The organism is Plesiocystis pacifica SIR-1 (genome assembly GCF_000170895.1).
Classification (GTDB): Bacteria; Myxococcota_A; Polyangia; order Nannocystales; family Nannocystaceae; genus Plesiocystis; species Plesiocystis pacifica.
This window is the reverse complement of record NZ_ABCS01000014.1, coordinates 102,913-121,071: the sequence shown is the minus strand read 5'-3', so window position 1 is coordinate 121,071 and position 18,159 is coordinate 102,913. Positions and strand designations below refer to the sequence as shown.

At 72.7% G+C, this 18,159-nt stretch carries 12 protein-coding genes; 3 read left to right on the top strand and 9 right to left on the bottom strand.

Annotation, left to right across the window (positions count from 1 at the left end; translation table 11 throughout):
• The 3 genes from PPSIR1_RS42315 to PPSIR1_RS09675 all read right to left on the bottom strand — a co-directional run bounded on the left by PPSIR1_RS42315 (position 1) and on the right by PPSIR1_RS09675 (position 2,909).
• Positions 1-969 (bottom strand): homocysteine S-methyltransferase family protein, encoded by a 969-nt coding sequence (locus PPSIR1_RS42315; RefSeq protein WP_006970855.1) that lies wholly within the window; start codon positions 967-969, stop codon positions 1-3.
• On the bottom strand, positions 962-1,525 hold the full coding sequence (locus PPSIR1_RS09680; protein WP_006970854.1) for a hypothetical protein: 564 nt from the start codon (positions 1,523-1,525) through the stop codon (positions 962-964). Before PPSIR1_RS09680 ends, PPSIR1_RS42315 begins: the two co-directional genes overlap by 8 nt.
• A gap of 160 nt (positions 1,526-1,685) precedes the next feature.
• Positions 1,686-2,909 (bottom strand): thiolase family protein, encoded by a 1,224-nt coding sequence (locus PPSIR1_RS09675; RefSeq protein ID WP_006970853.1) that lies wholly within the window; start codon positions 2,907-2,909, stop codon positions 1,686-1,688.
• A gap of 172 nt (positions 2,910-3,081) precedes the next feature.
• Here PPSIR1_RS09675 and xth point away from each other — a divergent pair, with 172 nt between their 5' ends.
• Positions 3,082-3,870, top strand: coding sequence for an exodeoxyribonuclease III (gene xth, locus PPSIR1_RS09670; protein ID WP_006970852.1), 789 nt, complete (start codon positions 3,082-3,084; stop codon positions 3,868-3,870).
• Between the two features lie 86 nt (positions 3,871-3,956).
• Positions 3,957-5,975 (top strand): DEAD/DEAH box helicase, encoded by a 2,019-nt coding sequence (locus PPSIR1_RS42310; protein ID WP_006970851.1) that lies wholly within the window; start codon positions 3,957-3,959, stop codon positions 5,973-5,975.
• 68 nt (positions 5,976-6,043) lie between these two features.
• On the opposite strand, the gene PPSIR1_RS09660 is transcribed toward PPSIR1_RS42310, so the two are convergent.
• From PPSIR1_RS09660 to PPSIR1_RS09635, 6 genes are all read right to left on the bottom strand, one after another.
• The gene (locus PPSIR1_RS09660) at positions 6,044-7,363 is read right to left on the bottom strand and encodes a trypsin-like serine peptidase (protein ID WP_006970850.1); all 1,320 of its coding nucleotides are present in this window, start codon (positions 7,361-7,363) and stop codon (positions 6,044-6,046) included.
• A 64-nt stretch (positions 7,364-7,427) separates the two neighbouring features.
• Positions 7,428-8,108 carry an RNA polymerase sigma factor gene (locus PPSIR1_RS09655; RefSeq protein ID WP_006970849.1) on the bottom strand — a complete coding sequence of 227 codons (681 nt, stop codon included), beginning with the start codon at positions 8,106-8,108 and terminating at the stop codon, positions 7,428-7,430.
• Between the two features lie 9 nt (positions 8,109-8,117).
• Positions 8,118-10,529, bottom strand: coding sequence for a serine/threonine-protein kinase (locus PPSIR1_RS49210; protein ID WP_006970848.1), 2,412 nt, complete (start codon positions 10,527-10,529; stop codon positions 8,118-8,120).
• 211 nt (positions 10,530-10,740) lie between these two features.
• Positions 10,741-13,572 carry a hypothetical protein gene (locus PPSIR1_RS09645; protein ID WP_006970847.1) on the bottom strand — a complete coding sequence of 944 codons (2,832 nt, stop codon included), beginning with the start codon at positions 13,570-13,572 and terminating at the stop codon, positions 10,741-10,743.
• 148 nt (positions 13,573-13,720) lie between these two features.
• On the bottom strand, positions 13,721-15,808 hold the full coding sequence (locus PPSIR1_RS09640) for a HEAT repeat domain-containing protein (protein ID WP_006970846.1): 2,088 nt from the start codon (positions 15,806-15,808) through the stop codon (positions 13,721-13,723).
• 412 nt (positions 15,809-16,220) lie between these two features.
• Positions 16,221-16,832, bottom strand: a complete 612-nt coding sequence (locus tag PPSIR1_RS09635) for a hypothetical protein (RefSeq protein WP_006970845.1) — start codon at positions 16,830-16,832, stop codon at positions 16,221-16,223.
• Positions 16,833-16,982: 150 nt separating this feature from the next.
• On the opposite strand from PPSIR1_RS09635, the gene PPSIR1_RS09630 reads away from it, so the two are divergent.
• Positions 16,983-18,158, top strand: coding sequence for a hypothetical protein (locus PPSIR1_RS09630; RefSeq protein WP_157595377.1), 1,176 nt, complete (start codon positions 16,983-16,985; stop codon positions 18,156-18,158).
• Position 18,159 lies beyond the last annotated feature (1 nt).

Below are 18,159 nucleotides of genomic sequence, written 5' to 3'. Positions count from 1 at the left end.
TCAGGGCAGGCGGTGCGCGAGGCGGACGTTCGCGCGCTCGCGGGCGGCCGCGTCGGGGTGGAGCCGGCGGGCCAGGGCCTCGACGTAGGCGGGGGTCGAGCCGCAGCAGGCCCCGGCGATGGACAGGGCCGGGCGCGCGGCCATCCACGCCTCGATCTGACCGGCGTAGACCTCGGCCTCGAGGATGCGATCGATCCACTCGCCGTCGTGGCGGGCGCGTCCGAGGTGCGGGTACAGGCCGAGGTCGACGCCCTCGAGCCCGGCCGCGCGCGCGGTCTGGAGCAGGGCGTCGAGGGCCCGAGGTACGGCGTCGATCTGCGTGCAGTTGAGCAGCAGGGCGTCGGGGCGGCGCAGGCCGGGCTCGCGCAGCAGCGCCGCGAGGGCGTCGAAGGGGACGCCGCCGAGGAGCTGGCCGCGGTGGCCCGGCCGGGCGTCGCCAACGACGGACAGCCACACGGGGACCTCGAGGGCGCCGGCGACCTCGAGGGCCGCGCGGATGTGCTCGGGCTTGGCGAAGGTCTCGAACAGCACCAGGTCCGCGCCCGCGTCGACGAGGGCGCTCGCCAAGCTGCGCAGGGCGGCGCGGGTCAGCTCGGGGGCGTCGCCCTCGGAGGGGGAGGGGGGCGGGGGCGGGACAGAGGCCGCGACCCGGAAGGAGGTGCGCTCGGAGCCCGACTGGCGCACGAGCTGGCGCGCGAGGAAGGTGAGCTCGACGCTGCGGGCCGCGAGCTCGGCCTGGCGCTCGGCCATGCCGGCCCGGGCCAGGGTCGCGGCGTGCAGCCCGAAGCTGTTGGTGCTCAGGACCTGGGCGCCGGCCAGGGCGTAGTCGCGGTGAATCTCGACGAGCAGGTCCGGGGCCTCGAGCAAGGCCCGGGCCGCGAACAGGGGCGCCTCCAGCTCAAAGCCGCGGCGCCTCAGCTCCGTGGCCAAGGCGCCGTCGAGGAGCAGGGGCGCGCTGGGCTCAGGCACACTCGTTGGAGGCAGAGGTGCAGCAGTCGTCGGGGTTCATGAGGCAGTAGGCCTCGTCCCCCTCGGCGCCGATGTTGGGCATGATCCGGCAGCCGTAGCCCTCGCGGCCGCACTGGCTGTCGCTGGTGCAGGGCAGGCCGCAGATGGTGTAGACGCCCTGGATGCCGGCACAGGACACGCCGCCGTTGGGGTCGCAGTCCATGGCGTTGGGCACGAAGCTGGTGCTGGTGTCGGGCAGCTCGCAGCCGAGCTTGGCGCAGTAGCCCCCGGGCAGATCGTAGACGCCGACGATGTTGTCCACGCACACGCCGTCGCCGCCGGGGATGGCCGCACAGTCGGCGTCGGTGGTGCAGGGGGCTCCCCAGATGTCCATGATGGACGGGGTGGTGCCGTCCTTCTCGGCCCACTCCTCACCGCACACGCCGCCCTCCTCGGCGCCGTCGCTCCCGTCGGCGGCCTCGTCGGTGCCCCCGTCGTCGTCGCCGTTGTCGCAGGCGGTCAGGGAGAGGGCGGCGGCGAAAAACAGGGAGGCAGTCAGCGAGCCAAGGCGAAGCATGGCGGCGAAAGTAGGGGGCGAGGCTCCGTCGCGTCAAACCCCTGGAACGTGCTTCAGAGCGCGCATGGCTTTTCGCAGCGTGGACCGCGGCCGCGTAGCCTGGCAGGGGATGCCGCGGAGGGCGAAATCCGGGCTATGAACACACCTTCTGGGGCAATCATCATATTGTGCGCTGGAGCACACAGGCGATGCCCTGGCCGACCCCGATGCACATGCTGGCGAGGCCCCACTCGCCCTTGGTGCGGCGCAGGTTGTAGGCCAGGGTCGTCACGATCCGCGCGCCGGAGCAGCCGAGGGGGTGCCCCAGGGCGATGGCGCCGCCCGAAGGGTTGACCTTGTCCTCGTCGAGGCCGAGGGCGCGGACGCTGGCGACGGTCTGGCTGGCGAAGGCCTCGTTGAGCTCGATGGAGCTCAGCTGCGCGGCCTTGATGCCCGCGCGCTGCAGGGCCTTGCGGCTCGAGGGGATGGGGCCGATGCCCATGACGCTCGGGTGCACGCCGGCGTGGCCCCAGGACACGATGCGCGCGAGGGGCTCGAGGCCGAGGATCTGCGCGCGGGCGGCCGAGGTGATCAGCAGGGCGGCCGCGCCGTCGTTGAGGGGCGAGGCGTTGCCGGCCGTGACCGTGCCGCCCTGGCGGAACACCGGGCGCAGCTTGGCGAGCTTCTCGGCCGAGGTGTCCCGGCGCACGGACTCGTCGGCGGTCACGCGGACCGGGTCCTTCTTGCGGCCCTGGGGCACCATGATCGGCACGATCTCGTCGTCGAACCAGCCCTCGTCCTGGGCCTGAGCGGCCCGCTGGTGGCTGCGCAGGGCCCAGGCGTCCTGGTCCTCGCGGCTGACGCCGTGGCGCTCGGCGACGTTCTCGGCCGTGCTGCCGAGGCCCTCGATGGGGTAGCGCTGGTCCATCTTGGGGTTGTTCATGCGCCAGCCCAGGGCGGTGTCGTAGATCTCGGGCTTGTTGTGGAAGGGCTGGGGGCCCTTGGGCATGACGTAGGGGGCGCGGGTCATGCTCTCCGAGCCGCCGGCGATGTAGACCTTGCCCTCGCCGACCATGATCGACTTGGCGGCCTGGATGATGGCCTCCATGCCCGAGCCGCACAGGCGGTTGACGGTCACGCCGGGGACCTCCACGGGCAGGCCGGCGAGCAGCGAGCCCATGCGCGCGACGTTGCGGTTGTCCTCGCCCGACTGGTTCGCGGCGCCGAAGTAGACGTCCTCGATGTCCTCGGCGAGGGTCGGGTTGCGCTCGACGATCGCCTTGATCACGTGCGCGGCGAGGTCGTCGGGGCGGATCGGCGCGAGCGCGCCGCGGAAGCGACCCATGGGGGTGCGCAGAGCATCGACGATGACGGGCGTGCGAGCGGGATCCAGATTGTCGACCATCTGCGTTTGCGTACCACGACGGCGAGAACGCCGTGCTTTGCCCCTGGTTGTTGTTCCTCACGGCGCTCCCCTGGTGTGTGGGGAGCGAGCGGGAGGCGCTGCGTTGACTCACGGATCGACCGCGGATTCACGCCTCGGCGGGAGGGGTCGCGGCGGCGTTATCCTCCGCGCCATGGCGAAGGGCTTCAGCCTCATGACCTGGAACGTCAACTCGGTGCGGGCGCGCCTCGACAACGTGCTGACCTACCTCGACGAGCACGAGCCGGACGTCGCGTGCTTGCAGGAGACGAAGGTCGAGAACGCCCTGTTCCCGCGGGTCCCGTTCATGGAGCTCGGCTACCAAGTCGCGCTCAACGGGACCAAGGGCTACGCGGGCGTGGCGACCCTGGTGAAGGGCCAAAAGCCCGTCGACGTCCAGCTGGGCTTCGCCGAGGGCCCCGAGGACAAGCACAAGCGCATCCTCGCGCTGACCTACGAGGGCGTGCGCATCTACAACCTCTACGCGCCCAACGGGACCGCGCTGGGCTCGGAGGCCTTCGCCTACAAGCTCGACTGGTTCGCGCGCTTGCGGGGCGAGCTCGACGCTCGCTTTGGACCCAGCGACGAGGTCGTGCTGTGCGGCGACTTCAACATCGCCCGGGACGCGCGCGACACCTGGTCGGTCGAGTCGATGAAGGGCGGCACGCACTTCACGCCCGAGGAGCACGCGGCCCTCGACGCCCTCGAGAACTTCGGGCTGCACGACTGCTTCCGCAAGTTCGACGACGCGCCGGGGCGCTTCACCTGGTTCGACTACCGCGGCGGGAGCTGGGAGAAAAAGCACGGCCTGCGCATCGACTACGTCTACGCGACGGCGCCGGCGACCGAGCGCTGCACCGAGGTCGTCCACGACTGGGAGCCCCGGGCCTGGGACGAGCCCTCGGACCACGTCCCGGTGGTCGCTCGCTTCGCGGACACCTGAGCCGGGCTGGGCCGGGCTGAGCTGGTGACTGGGGCTACCGGTCAACGCGCAGTCGACACGCGGGGCGATCCGGTGTACCGGGCCAGGTGACCGACGCGCCCGCGAACACCGCCACCGAGCCCTCGGGTTCCGCCTCGAATTTCGAAGGGGTCCCCGCGCCGCTGGCCAAGGCGATGCGCGAGCGCGGCTTCACGGGGCTGACCTCCGTGCAGCAGGCCGTGCTCTCGCCGGAGCTGCGCGGGCACAACCTGCGCATCTCCTCGGCGACGGGCTCGGGCAAGACCATGGCCCTGGGCCTGGCCCTGGCCGAGTCCCTGCTCGGCGACGAGGCCCGCTCGCGCCGCGGCCCGACGGCCCTGGTCATCACGCCCACCCGCGAGCTGGCCTCCCAGGTCCGCGGCGAGCTGGCCTCGCTCTACTCCATGGTCCGCGGCGTCGAGGTCGAGGTGGTCACCGGCGGCGTCGACATCCGCGGCGACTGGCGCCGCCTGGCCCGGCGCCCGCGGGTGCTCGTGGCCACCCCAGGCCGGCTCCTCGACCACATGCGCAACGACTCGGGCGAGCGCGGGGTCGACTGCAGCGACGTCAGCCACGTGGTCCTCGACGAGGCCGACCAGATGCTCGACATGGGCTTTCGCGACGAGCTCGACGCGATCGTCGCCGAGCTGCCCGAGTCGCGGACCAGCCACCTGGTCTCGGCCACCTTCCCCCGCGAGGTCCGGCGCCTCGCCGACGCCTTCCAGGGCGACGAGGCGCGCACGGTCCAGGGCACGGCCCTCGGCGCGCCGCACCAGGACATCGAGGTCACCTGCTACAGCGTCGACATGGGCAACCGCTACCCGGCGCTGGTCAACCTGATGTTGCTGGCCTCCGGGCGGCGCACGCTGATCTTCGTGCGCCGGCGCATCGACACCGACACCCTCGCCTCGCAGCTGGCCAGCGACGGCTTCTCGGCCCTGCCCTTTAGCGGCGAGCTCAGCCAGGCCCAGCGCACGCGCACCCTCGAGGCCTTCCGCTCGGGCATCGTCAACACCCTGGTCGCCACGGACGTCGCCGCCCGCGGCATCGACGTGGCCGACATCGCCACGGTCATCCACGCCGACCTGCCCACGGACCACGCCAACTACACCCACCGCAGCGGCCGCACCGGCCGGGCCGGGCGCAAGGGGGCGAGCTGGCTGCTGGTCCCGCGCCGGGCCGAGGGGCGGATCCGCCGGCTGCTGTCGAGCGCCAAGGTCGAGCCCAACTGGGCGACCCCGCCGACGCCCAAGAAGATCCGCAAGGCCGTGCGCAAGCGGACCCGCCGGGAGCTCAACCGGCTGTTGACGACGGAGCTCGAGGCCGAGGGCTCGGACGCGAGCCCGGCGGCAGAGGGCAGCGCGCCCGCGGTCGAGGGCAGCGCGCCCGCGGCCGAGGGCAGCGCGCCCGCGGTCGAGGGTCCCGCAACGACAGAGGCGGAGACCGGAGCGCAGACGGGGACCGAAGCGACGCCGGCGGCCCAGACCGCCGAGGAGCTGGCCGCACGGGGCCCCCGGCGCAACCTGGCCGAGGCGGACCTGGCCTACGCCGCGACCTTGCTCGAGCGCCACGACCCGCAGGTCCTGGTTGCGACCTTGCTCGAGATGGCGACCCCGCCCCTGCCCCGGGAGCCCATGGCCATCGAGAGCAAGAAGTCCAAGGGCCGGCGCGATCGAGACCGCCACGACCGCGACCGGGACGATCGCGGGCCCCGTCGGGAGCGCCGCTTTGATCGTCAAGACCGGCCAGAGCGCGGCGGAGACCGGCGCCGGGACGACCGAGGCGAGCGCCGCGACAAGGGCCGCGGGCGCGACGACTTCGACTTCGCCGAGCAGCCCGGCTATCGCCGCTTCGAGATCAACTGGGGGCAGCGCGGCGGGGCCACGCCCGGGCGCCTGCTCGCGCACCTGTGCCGCCGCGGCGAGATCACCTCGCGCAGCGTCGGGGCCGTCCGCATCGGCCTGCGCAGCTCCGTGTTCGAGGTCGCCGTCGACGTCGCCGAGACCTTCGCGCGCAAGGCCGCCAAGCCCGACGCCCGCGACCCCAAGCTCAAGATCCGCCCGGCCAAGGCCGGGCCGCCGCGCTGACCTGACGCGCGGGCCGAGGGCAGCGGCGAGCCACCCTCGGCCGGTGTTGGTGCGCGTCGGAGCGCGGCTCAGGGGAACTGGCTGCGCAGCTGGTTTTGGAAGTTGAACAGCCAGCTGTCGTGGCCGAGGATGTGGTTCGGCGCCTCGCGGTTGGTCGAGCCCGAGGGGCAGGTCGAGCAGTCTTGCCACTGGACGTGGCCGATGAGGTAGGCGGTGTTCTCCTGCCACACGGGGCCGCCCGAGTGGCCCGGCGAGGAGTCGCAGCCCGTGCGGAACTTGCTCGTGCCGTTGGTCCACGCCGAGACCTCGCAGGGCCACGAGCTGTCCTCGTAGTAGGCGTTGTCGACGCAGTTCGCGGGGGCCTCGGGGTAGTCCTCCCACTGCATGGTGGCGCTGTTCCAGCGCTCGCAGGCCGGGTACCCGCCGTTGCGCAGCTCCATGTCGATGTCGTTGCCGACGAGGCCCTTGTAGCCGAACCACGAGTGCCAGACGTTGCCGTTCCAGTTGCTGGGCAGGATCAGGATGGCCCAGTCCGACCAGGTGCAGGCGTCGAAGTTGTTGCGGTAGCCAAAGGAGTAGTCGGCGGTCGTGGACTGAGCGCAGTCGTTGGGGATGTAGGCGCCGCCGTAATAAAAGGAGTTGGTCCACACCGAGACCGGGGTGGTGCCCGCGTCGCGGCGGTAGGAGAAGTTGATCGAGGAGGGGATCGAGCCGTTGCCGTTGGTGGTGTGGCCGACGATGCAGTGAGCCGCGGTGCGGACCAGGCGTCGGCCGATCAGCGCGCCGGTGCAGCCGAAGTTGACCTGGCCGAGCATGGCCGGGATGTTGGTGCCGGTCTTGCGCTGACGACTGTCGGCGCCGTTGCTCCACCCGCGGAACTCGTCCTCGGCGGCGTAGTCGGCCGGGACCTGGGCGTCGCCGGAGGGGTGGGTGGTGCCGGCCTCGGCGATCATCTCGACGTGGGCGAGCACGTCGTCCATGGCCGCGCCTTCGATCTCGACGAGGTAGTGGCCGCGGGCGGTGACCATGCCGACGTAGCGGAACTCGGCCTCGGCGTCGTCGTGGCTCGCGGCGATCCGGCTCAAGGCCGCGTCGGGGGCTTCGTCACCCCGGACCGGCTCCCAGGCCAGGACCCCGGGGGCGGCGGCCAGGAAGGCCTGGAGCTCGGGGTCGTCGCTGCCGTCCGAGTCACGGGAGCGCGCCAGGGGCTCCGGCATGGCGTCGCGGGCTGCGGGGTGTTGGCCCGCGAAGGTGGCCTCGTCGGGCGGGGCGAGGTCGGCAGGATCGATCTCGATGGACGAGTCGACCTCGCCGCCGCAGGCGGTCAGGGCCGCGCACATCGAGAGGGCGAGCAGGGAGGGGGAGAGGGGAAAGCGTGCGTCATGCATCACACCGACGACGTGGAAGCAGTCGGCGAAAGCATTCTCAAAAAAGTCGTGAGGAGTCTCCGGGTCAAGGGTCCTCGGGCGAACCCTGCCCGGGGTGGGGGCTGGGCTCTTTTGGCGCGGGCGCGCTGCGGAGTTTTTGGGCCCAGGCGTCGAGGTCGGAGACGGTGCTCTCGAGCAGCTCCGGCGAGCTGGCCAGGCCCTCGAGCTGACGCTGGAGCTCGCGCTTGGCTCGGTGCAGGCGGCTGCGCATGGCGGCCAGGCTGACCCCGAGGATCGCCGCGACCTCGGGCCCGCGCAGGTTCTCCCAGTGGACCAGCTCGATGACGATCTGGTGATCGAGGGGCAGGCGGCGCAGGGCCTCGAGCAGCAGGCGCTCCTCGGCGCGGCGGATCAGCACGCCGCTGGCCGTGGGCGCCAAGGTTGCGAGGCTGAGGGCGCCGATGTCCTCGTCGGCGGTGTCGATGGGGTCGACGGCCCGGCGCCGCCGGACCTGGCGGTAGTGGGCGAACAGCACGTGCCGGGCGACGCCAAACAGGTAGGCCCGGAAGCTCGCCTCGCGCACCCGATCGCGGGCCTGGAGGGCGGCGAGGAAGGTCTCCTGGACCAGATCCTCGACCCCCGCGCCGCCGCCGGCCTTGGCCGAGAAGAACCGGAAGATGGCGTCGAAGTGCCGCTCGAACAGGCGCTCCGCGGCCGCGTTGTCGCCCCGTCGCCAGCGCTCGAGGAGTTCGTAGTCGTCAGCCATGGGTGCAGCTCAGCGCCTCGTCGCGCGCAGCGTGTAGGGGCCGCGGGCGCTCGGGTCGAGGGCGGTGACGCGGACGACGACCTCGACCCCCGCCGGCAGCTCGAGGTCCACGGAGGGCTCGGCGGCGTCGTCCGGTCCGGCCCAGGTCGCGGGCCGGCCCGTGCCGGTGTCGACGAGGGTCAGGCCAAACACGGGCTCGGCCTCGGGGCGGCCCTCGAGCTCCACGGACACGCGCAGGCGCTCGGGGGCGGTCGCGGTCAGCAGGTAGTCGTCGGCGGCGCAGCCCGGGCGCGCGGGGTTGTCGAGGTCGGTGGACTGGAGGACGCCCGACACGGTCGCGCCGGGGTCGAGGACGGGCCGCGCGGGGGGCTGCTCGGCGCCGTAAAAGTAGACCTCGTCGAGGGCCGAGGGTCCGGTCACGCCGGTGAAGTTCAGGGGCGTGACCACGGACCAGGGGTCGACCTCAGCCTGGCCGCGCCGCTCCAGACCCGGGGTGGTGGTGAACACCTGGGCGTGGCCGCGGGCGGGGTCGAGGACCAACAGGTCGTCCCGCGCGCCGCGGGGGTCCAAGGCGCCGACGCGCAGCTCGACGGGCCCCGGGAGCGCCGTCGAAGCCGCGAGCTCGAAGCCCGCCTCGGTCGGGACGGGGCGGAGCAGATCGAGCTCCCAGTCGGGCTCGAGGGCCGTCCTTTCCCGCTGCGAGGGCCTCGCGCGGGCGAGCTCGTCGCGCCCGTCGTCGTCGAGGTCGAGGGCGACGAGGCGCACCCCTGGGCCCCAGTCGCCGCGCCAGCGCTCCTCCACGCGCCCGGGCTCGGAGGCGGTCGGCGGCAGCAGGGTCAGGGCTCGCAGCGCGCTCGAGGACGCCTCGCGGGCGAGGAGCTCGAGCCCCTCGTCGGTGCGCCGGACGGCGAGCAGCTCGAGCTCGGGGGGCAGGTCCAGGGGCAGGGCAGGGCGCCACGCCCCGTCGACGTGGGCGCGCAGCTCGTCGCGGCCGCTGGCGGCGTGGACGAGGAGGGTCACGCCCTCGGGGGCCCAGCTCGGGGAGGCCGGGAGGCGCAGGAGCTGGCGCCGGGTCGCCCACCCGTCGGCGCGGAACTCGGGGCTCCAGCCGCCGCGACCGTCGGACAGCCACAGCTCGGCGTGCCCCGAGCTCGCGTCGACGTGCAGCAGGTCGTCGTGGGGGCTCCCGCCGAAGTCGGCGGCGAGGGCTTGGGTGTAGCCCTCGCGCCAACCACGGCCCGCGAGGATCGGCCAAAAGGGCCCGCCGCCGCGGCTCGAGCCGACGAAGCCAGACGCGCCGGAGGGCTCGTCGAGTTGGGGCTCGCCGAGTTGGGGCGCGGCCGGGCTCGGTGGTGTCAGCTGGGGACCTGGGCTCGGCGAGGGCGCGCTGGGGCCCGCGTTCGTCAGCGCCCACGCGCCGAGCAGGCACAGCCCCGAGGCTCCGGCGACGGCGGCCAGGGCCCAGGTCGACGGTCGGCGTGGGCTCGGGTTGGCGACGGTCTCGAGCTCCGCCGCCAGGGCGGCGAGCTCGGGCCAGCGGTCCTCGGGGTGCTCGGACAGCCCGCGGCCGAGGCAGGCCAGGAGCCGTCGACGGACGCGACGCGGCAGCTCCGGCGCAGACACGGTCTCGGGCTCGGTAGGCAGGACCGGGCCGTCCGCGATCGCGTCGCGCAGCTCGATCAAGGTCGCGCCCGGGAAGGGGCGGGCGCCAAACAGGGCCTCCCACAGCGAGACGCACAGCGCGAACTGGTCCGCGGCGGGGCCGGCCGCGTCGCCGTCGAGCTGCTCCGGGGCCATGTAGGCCGGCGTCCCGACCAGGGCGTCGGTCTGGGTCAGCGCCATGTCCAGGGGCCCCGCGTCCGGCTGGGGCGTGGGCGCGTTGGGGACCGCGTCCCGGGCCCCCAGGCCCAGATCGAGGACCCGGACCCGGCCGTGTTCGTCGCGCATGGCGTTGCTCGGCTTGAAGTCGCGGTGGACCAGCCCCGCCGCGTGCAGGGCCGCGAGGCCCCGCGCGGCCTGGACGTAGGCGGCCACCCGCGCGCGCCAGGGAGGCCGCGCCTCGCGTTGCCAGGCCTCGAGGGTCGCGCCCGGCACGAACTCCATGGCCAGGCTCAGGGCGCCCGCGTGCTCGGTCACCTCGTAGATGGCGACGACGTTGGGATGGTTGACCCGCGCGAGGGCCTGGGCCTCTCGCTGCATGCGCAGGCGCTGACCCTCGGACATCGCCTCGCGGTAGATCTTGAGGGCGACGCGGCGATCGAGGCGCTCGTCGTGGGCGGCGTAGACCACCGCGCTCGCGCCCTCGCCGAGGGGCTCGAGCACGCGGAAGTGGGCCACGCGCGGCCCCTCGGCCGCCTTGCCCAGGAGCCGCTCCCGGACCACGGCCCGGACCCGCGCGGCCTCGATCTCCGTGACGTCCACGGCTACAGCAAACCCAAGCCCGCGCCGGCCGTCTACCGCTTTGTCTGCGTCGATGAACTCGGGGGCGGGCGCCCGCGGAGGCGGGCGATGGGCGGCTGACACCGAGGCGACGGCCGGGGTCGGAGCACACGCAAAGGGGGAGCCCGGCTGGACTCCCCCTCTCGAGGTCGGGACCTCGGTCAGCGCGCGGGGCTCAGCGCCCGCGCCTGGCTCAGCGCCAGCGGATGGTGCACGAGTCCGTGCCCGAGTTGGTCACGTCCTGGGCGAAGATCAGCTCGCCGCCGCCGCTGTCCCGGGACATGCGCAGCACGTGCAGGGTCTCGTCGGCGTGGTCGACCTCGGCGTCGTGGGACAGCTCCTCCTGGACCTTGAGCTCGATCGCGCCGCTGAAGAAGCTGTCCCAGTTCTCGTCGACGGCGTTGCTCTTGCTGTAGTTGACCTTGTAGCCGTCGCCGGGCCAGCTCGCCGGGGTGCCGTCGATGGCGACGTAGCCGATGGTCTCGGCGTTGTGGCCCTCGCCGGCCTCGACCTTGGCCTCCTCCTCCTCGCACCACACCCCGAAGCTCGACGCGCCGAGGTTGTCGACGCGCACGGTCATGGGGTCGCTGCCGTTGTAGGTCTGGCTCGAGGCCAGCAGCAGCGGCGCGCTCGAGAAGCTGTTCGAGAAGCTCTTGGTCTCCTCGGTGACCTCGACGCCGGTCTTGGTCCCGACCTCCCAGGTCGTGCCGTCGGGGGCGGTGTGCGTGCCCTCCTCGAGCACCATGTAGGCGACCTGCTCGTAGGCGTGGTCGCCGTCGTCGTAGGCGTACTCCTCGACGCGCAGCTGGAAGCCCGAGCTGGTCACGTTGCGCACGCGGACCACGGCGGGGTCGCTGCCGTTGTAGGACGCGGGCCCGACGATGACCACGGGGTTGGAGAAGCTGTAGGGGAAGTAGACGTCGATCCAGTTCTCGTCGGCGTCGACGCGGTCGGCGTACATCCAGCTCGGCCCGCAGTCTTCGGAGCACGAGCTGCCCTCGTCCCACTCGCACACGTCGTTGCCGCAGCTGCTGGGTCCTGCGGCCCAGCTGACGGTCTGCGTGGCCGAGAACAGGGTCAGGGCCGGGGCCGTGTAGCCGTTCCAGTCGAGCAGGGTGCCGGTGTGCTTCTTGGTGCAGTTGGCCCAGCACAGCGGCCACGGGATCTTGTACTTGATGTAGTAGGTGATGTCGCCGCTGAGCACGGTGATCACCGCCTGGGCCAGCTGGGTGAAGATCAGCTGGTTGGTCCCGTTGTTGCCCCGCCGGTACTCGGCCGTGGCCGTGAACGGCACGTCGATGTTGAGCAGGTTCAAGGTCACGGTCACGCCGCCGCTGAGGTACTCGCCGTAGGACACGGAGGTCTCGGCGATGGCCGCGAGGTTGAGGTAGGGCGTGATCACGCCGGTGACCTTGGCCCCGGTCGGCGTCGAGTCCACGGTGATCGTGGTCTCGTCGGTGTTGATGCCGATGGTGCCGGCGGCCTTCATGGCGGCGGTCACGTTGCCGCAGCCGTCGTCGAAGTCGACGCCCGCGAGCACGTACTCGAGGGACAAGCTGGGGTCGATGTCGAGGCCGGCCCAGTCGAACATGTTCTGGAGCGAGACCGCCTCGCCCTCGGCGATGGTGATGTTGAACGGATCGATGAAGTCGGTGAAGAACAGCGAGGCGCCCATGGCCGCCGTGCCCCCGCCGTCGTCGTAGGCGATGAAGGTCGCGTAGAGGTCGATGATGTTGATGCCGATGTCGAACACCGTCGCCGTCGAGTTGACCCCGGCCTCGAACCACGAGCCGGCGTTGACCACGGAGATGCCGCCGTAGGTCTGGGTCGCGCTCTCGGACGCGTTGATGTCGAGCCAGGCGTCGAAGTCGACCCCCGAGTAGCCGAAGGTCGAGTTGCTCCAGCCCCAGTCGTCGCCCCAGCTCTCGGCCGAGCGGACCGCGGCGGCGCCCGCCAGGGCCTCGGCCTCGGGGCCCTCGGCGGCCTCGCGGATCACGACCACGGGCACGGCCCCGCAGTCGTTGTCGCGGGCGGCCAGCTCACCGGGGTAGACGGCCTGGTCGAACTCGGTCTCGACGCAGGTCACCAGCTCGAAGTCCTCGAGGTGGGACCACGCGCCGCCGACGATGGCGTCCCGGGCCGCGCCCTCGACGTAGAGGCCCGCGGCCGAGTCGATGGTGTGGGGACCGGAGACGCTGACCGGCGTGGACTCGCGCAGGCCCTCGGGGCTGAGCTCGAGCAGGGGCAGGCCCGCGTCGGAGCTGCCCAGGGGGCGGATGCTGTGGCGCACGGACACGCGCCCGTCGTCGAGGCCCTGGCCCTTGTCGAGGCCGGTCACGCGCAGGCTCTCGGACACGCTGAAGTCCGGGGTCCGGGCGCCGCCGGCCAGCTGCAGGCCCGACTCGGGGTCGCGGGTCGGCGCGGCCTCGTCGACGCGGAGCACGGCGAGGGTCGAGGACACGTTGAGCTCGCGCAGCTGGGCGTCGAGGCCCGGGGAGGCCGCGATGGGCAGGTAGGTCTCGCAGCTGTCGCAGGCGCTCTCGTCCATGGCCGCGCTCGAGACGATGCGGTAGAGGTCACCGCCGGCCGCCTCGTAGGCGGCGTCGTTGGCTTGGGAGTCGCCCAGGCGGTTCCACGGGTCGAAGGCCACGAAGGCCTCGACCTCGCCGCCCTCGACCAGCTTGGCGCAGCTGGCGTTGATGATGAACTCGGACTCGCCGATGAAGCTGGCCTCGCCGTCCTCGGCGTGGTCGAGCTTCATCGCCCCGAGCACGCAGCCGGCGTCCTCGGTGGTGCTGCGCAGGCCGACGACCAGGTCCGTCGAGAAGGCCTCGCTGTCGACGTCGGCGGCTACGGTCACGCGGGCCGGGTCGAGGACGTGGAGGGCCTCGGCGTCGAGCTCGATCTGGGTCAAGGTGGCGCGGTCGTAGACCTGGCCCGACTGTTCTTGGGTGTCGCAGCCCGCGAGCAGGGCTGCGGGCAGACTCAGCAAGGTGATGGTGCGGTAGATGCTTTGCTTGTTCATGGTTGGTTCCGTCCTTGGTCTCGGGGCGTTCGTCGGTGGGCGTCGTGGTGGCGACTCGTGGCGCGGGCGCGTCGGCCCGCTCCGCCGACGCGGGCAGGGGCCGCGCCGGGGTGGAATGGGGAGAGGCAGGGGCTCGCGGGAGCGGGGCTCAGTCGGCCTGCCAGTGACCGGGCACGCTGCGGCCGAGGGCGGCGAGGCGCTGGCGGTCGCGGCGGGCCGCGGACAGCTCGAGGTCGAGGCGGTCCTGGAGGGCCGCCTTGGCCCCGGCGTCGCCCTGCTCGGCGGCGACGCGCAGGAAGCTCAGCAGGGCGCGCTGTTCGGCCTGGCCGGCCCCGTCGAGGGCGCGCGCGGCCGACTCGACCATCGCGCTCGGGGGCGCCTGTTCATGACTGCGGCTGATCGCCGTCGCGCTGGCCAGGGCCCGCGCCCGGACCCGGGAGTCCTCGTCGCGGAGCGAGTCGCCGAGGTGGGGGAAGGCGAGCTCCGGCGACATCTGGCGCATGGCGTGGGCCGCCGAGCCGCGGACCGTGGGATCCTCGTGGTCGAAGTAGGGGGCGACGGACTCGACCAGGCCGTCGTGGCCGGCGTTGCCCGCCGCGAGGATCGAGCGGCGCAGCTGCTCGTCGTCCTCGGGCTGGGCGAGCCAGCCGTCGATGGTCGCCCGGGCCTCGGCCGCGAGGGCCGGGTCGGTGGCCTCGGCCCCGCGCGCGAAGGCTCCGAGGGCGAGGGTCATGGAGCCGCGCTCGACGGGGTGGAGGCTCGGGTCGGTGGCCGCCGTGGCCATCAGCTCGAGCATGCGCGGCTCGGGGTTGGCGACCATGGCCATGGCGTGGGCGGCCGAGATGCGGTGCGCCGTCGCGTCGTCGGGGGAGCCGAGCAGATCGACGAGGGCCCCGCGGGCGCCCGCGGTCTGGGCCGTGCCGAGGGCGAAGAACAGCCCCGAGCGCGCGTTGTCCTCGTCGTCGAAGGCGCCCGCGCGCAGCTGGGCCAGCAGCACCCCGGCGCCCTCGGGGTTGGCCCGCAGCCAGCCCTGGAGGTAGACGCCGTACTCGGCCACGGAGCGGCCCTGGGCGATGAGCTCGCGGTAGCGGGTGAGGGCCTCGGCCGCGGGCACGCCGACGAGCTCGGCGTCAGCGGCCGGGGCCGCGGCGCTGCGCCGGTGCAAGAGCGTGCCCCAGCTCCAGCCGGGGTCGTCGACCGCAGGCAGCTCGGCCGTGAGCGAGGCTTGGGGCCCCGCGTCGACGGCCACGCGGCGGGCCTGGGTGCGGCTGGCGTGGGTGCCGACCTCGACGCCCGCGACCGCGAGGCTCAGCGTGCGGCCCTGGTCGGCGCGCTCGAACCAGGCGTCGTCGGCGAGCTCGACGTCGATGGCGGACTCGCGGACCTCGGCCGAGACCGCGAGCTTGCCCCGGACCGCGCTCGCCCGGACCTGCTGCTTCACCCACTCGCCGCGGACGCGCTGGCCGCCCTCGGTGAGGCGGTAGCGGGCCTCGTAGCGGCCCGTCCCGTCCACGCCGCCGCCGGTCCAGGCGGCGTCCGAGTCGGCGCGCTCGGGCGCCCAGAAGCTCAGGCCCAGGGCGAGCAGCTGCTGCTCCCGGGCGGCGTCGAGCTCGCCCTCGCTGCGCCAGCCGAACTCCTGGATCGCGCAGCGACCGTCCACGCGGATCAGGAAGGTGGGCGAGAGGTCGACGTTGGCGTTGAAGGAGCTGCCCTCGCCGACCACGCCCTCGTCGTCGATGCGCGCCGCGAGCACCGAGGCGCCGTCGTCTCCGAGGGTGAGGGCCTCGAGCTCGATGGTCCAGCGCCGCTCGAGGCTGCGCGTCTGGGCCTCGGTGGTGCTGAGCCCGGCCTGACCGCCCGCGCCCTGCTCGCCCAGGTCCACGCCCTGGGACAGCGGGCTGAAGTCGAGGTCGAGGTCCGAGCTGGTGACCACGGCGTAGGCCATGCGCTCGCCGGGGAGGAAGGAGCAGCGGCCCGCTTGGGCCTCCGCGCCCCGTGCCGCGAAGTCGCGCCCGCGAGCCTTCGAGGCGCGCTCACCCAGGCTGTCGCTCGCCTGGGACGCGTCGCCTTCTCGCGCGCTCGAGCGTTCGTACTTGGCGACCCCGCCGGCGATGATCGCCAGCCCGAGGGCCGAGATGGCCGCCCAGCGCGGCAGCTTGCTCGCCGAACTCGGGAGCTGGGCGTCGAGGTTGGGGCGCGCGGTGGGGTCCTGGGAACGATGGTCTCGGCTCGACATGGTGCGAGCATGGAGTGCACGCCCGCGGAGGCTTCATTCAGCATAGAGCGGAGGAAATGCACGATTTTGAATGCAGTATGGGCATTCAAAACCTGCAGCCCGATGCGTGCGGTGCATGGCGCAGCGTGCCTGGCCATTCCCGCATGCGTCGATGACAGCTTTTCACCAGATCCGCAGCGACGCGCACCAGCATTCGACTCAAACTGTCCCCAATCGAATCGCGGGGGAGATCCCAAGCCTCCCTGCCCCACGTCCACGACTCAGAGACTGTCAACGAACCCACGCCCCCGCTTGCGGGGGCGACCACGAGCCTTCTCGAAGGCACGAACTCCATTGCCCACCAAGCCAAAGCGGAGGAGCGGAGCGACGCAGCGCCCCCGGTTCCCAGCTGCTCGTGGGGGTAGAGCAGAACTCAGCGCCGACGCGGGCGGGCGCCCTCGGGCAGCGGCGCGCGCGTGGGGTGGTGGTGGTCGTAGGCCTGCTCGAAGGCGGGACGCTCGAGCCTCAGCTCGGCCATCAGCGTCTTCATGTGCAGGTAGGCGTCCTCCATGAGCGCGCGGTCATCGGGGGAGCTGCCGTCGATGTAGTTCGACATGGCCTCGAAGGAGCCGGTCGCGCGGTTGTAGAGCGCGTCCTGCTCGGCGCGGGTGAGCGGGCGGTCGAGGTCGAGGGCGGCCTCGAGGTCCTCGAGGGCGCGCTGGAAGCTGGCGACGGCTTCGTCGGGGCCGAGCTCCCAGGGGTCGCCCTCGCCCTGGTTGGCGACCTGGGGGACGGCGAGCCCCTCGCCCTGCTCGCTGCGGCGGGCCTCGTCGCTGGAGCCCGAGTACACCGACTTGACGAAGCGCGGGGTCTTGCCGCGGTCTCGCTTGGCGCGCTCTTCGAGCTCGTCGAGGCCCTCGTCGAGGGCGGCGCGCTCGGCCTCGGGCTCGGCGACGAGCTTGCGCCAGGCCACGAAGCCTCCGACGCTGAGCACGAGGGCAGAGCCGGCGAGGATCAGGGTGCTGACGCGGACTTTGAGGTTCATCGGTGGGCGGCGGGGGAGTCGGGGGCTGCTCGTTGGCGCGCGGGGCCTGGGCAAAAGCTAGCAGAGCGATCGCCACCCCCCAACGGTGTTCGCGTGAGGGACTTTCGCGATGTCGCCCAAAGGGGCGGGGGAGTCCGATATCATCGGCTCATGCGTCACTTTTCCTTGATCCTCGGCGGTGTACTGGCTTTTGGCGTGGGGTGGACCATGGAAGGCTGCGCCGAGGATTGCCCCATCGGCGGCGAGGGCTGCGACTGCACCGGGGGCGGCGGCTGTGACGTGGGCCTGGTCTGCCTCAGCAACACCTGCGTCAACGCCGGACCCAACGCCACGGACCTCGGCAACGGCGACGACGACGGCGACGACGACGAGGCCGAAGACAGCGAGTCTTCCGGTGACGGCTCGACCACGGGCAGCACCGACGGCGAGTCGAGCGAGGGCGAGGACGACGTGTCCACGGACTCGAGCGGCGGCGGGCCCAAGCTCGACACCCTCCAGGAGGAGGGCGCCGACGATGGCCCCTGCGCCGAGACGGGCTGCAAGAAGGTCGACATGCTGTTCGCCCTCGACGGCTCGGCCTCGATGATCGAGGAGATCAACGCGCTCAAGGCGGGCGCCGCCTTCCTCGGCATCGTCGAGGCCCTCGAGTCGCTCAACTGCGGCGACATCGACTACCGCATCGGGGTCACGGGCGACAACGACAACGGCTGGATCACCCCGCCAGGCTGGAGCGACCTCAACCCCTGGTTCGACAGCCTCGACTACGGCGCCGGCGACATCGCAACCCACTTCCTGGGGGCGGCCAACGCCGTCGCCGCGAGCGGGGGCGCGTCCGTGGGCTGCGAGCACGTGCTGACCAGCGCCGTGAACCTGCTGTCCAGCGACAGCAGCGGCTTCTTGCGCGACGACGCCCTGCTCGTGCTGGTGCTGCTCACCGACGTCGACGACTACGGCTGGTACGACCAGCTCGGCGGCGCCCCGGAGCCCTTTTGCGAGGGCTTTGGCTGCGCGACGGCGCCGCAGCCCGTGGCGACCCTGCAGGACACCCTCGTCGCGCTCAAGGACGGCGACCAGGCCGGCGTCGCGACCATCGTCATCGCCGGCGATCCCAACGCCAACGGCGGCGTGAACTTCTGCGGCCAGCCGCAGAGCTGCGCGACGGCCTTCCACGCCGAGCGCCTGTACGAGTTCGCCGAGATCCAGACCGGGGCCAACGGCTACGCCCACAACCTGTGCGCGGGCGCGGCCACGGTGCCCACGGCCGTCGAGGCCGCGCTGAGCGAGGACATCGATCTGGCGTGTCAGTCCTTCGAGCCGGTCGGCTGAG

Excerpts from the sequence above, each read along its gene's own strand:
- PPSIR1_RS09680 (WP_006970854.1), bottom strand. The coding sequence starts at position 1,525 with ATGCTTCGCCTTGGCTCGCTGACTGCCTCCCTGTTTTTCGCCGCCGCC.
- PPSIR1_RS09675 (WP_006970853.1), bottom strand. The coding sequence starts at position 2,909 with ATGGTCGACAATCTGGATCCCGCTCGCACGCCCGTCATCGTCGATGCT.
- xth (WP_006970852.1), top strand. The coding sequence starts at position 3,082 with ATGGCGAAGGGCTTCAGCCTCATGACCTGGAACGTCAACTCGGTGCGG.
- PPSIR1_RS09660 (WP_006970850.1), bottom strand. The coding sequence starts at position 7,363 with ATGCATGACGCACGCTTTCCCCTCTCCCCCTCCCTGCTCGCCCTCTCG.
- PPSIR1_RS09655 (WP_006970849.1), bottom strand. The coding sequence starts at position 8,108 with ATGGCTGACGACTACGAACTCCTCGAGCGCTGGCGACGGGGCGACAAC.
- PPSIR1_RS09645 (WP_006970847.1), bottom strand. The coding sequence starts at position 13,572 with ATGAACAAGCAAAGCATCTACCGCACCATCACCTTGCTGAGTCTGCCC.
- PPSIR1_RS09640 (WP_006970846.1), bottom strand. The coding sequence starts at position 15,808 with ATGTCGAGCCGAGACCATCGTTCCCAGGACCCCACCGCGCGCCCCAAC.
- PPSIR1_RS09635 (WP_006970845.1), bottom strand. The coding sequence starts at position 16,832 with ATGAACCTCAAAGTCCGCGTCAGCACCCTGATCCTCGCCGGCTCTGCC.
- PPSIR1_RS09630 (WP_157595377.1), top strand. The coding sequence starts at position 16,983 with ATGCGTCACTTTTCCTTGATCCTCGGCGGTGTACTGGCTTTTGGCGTG.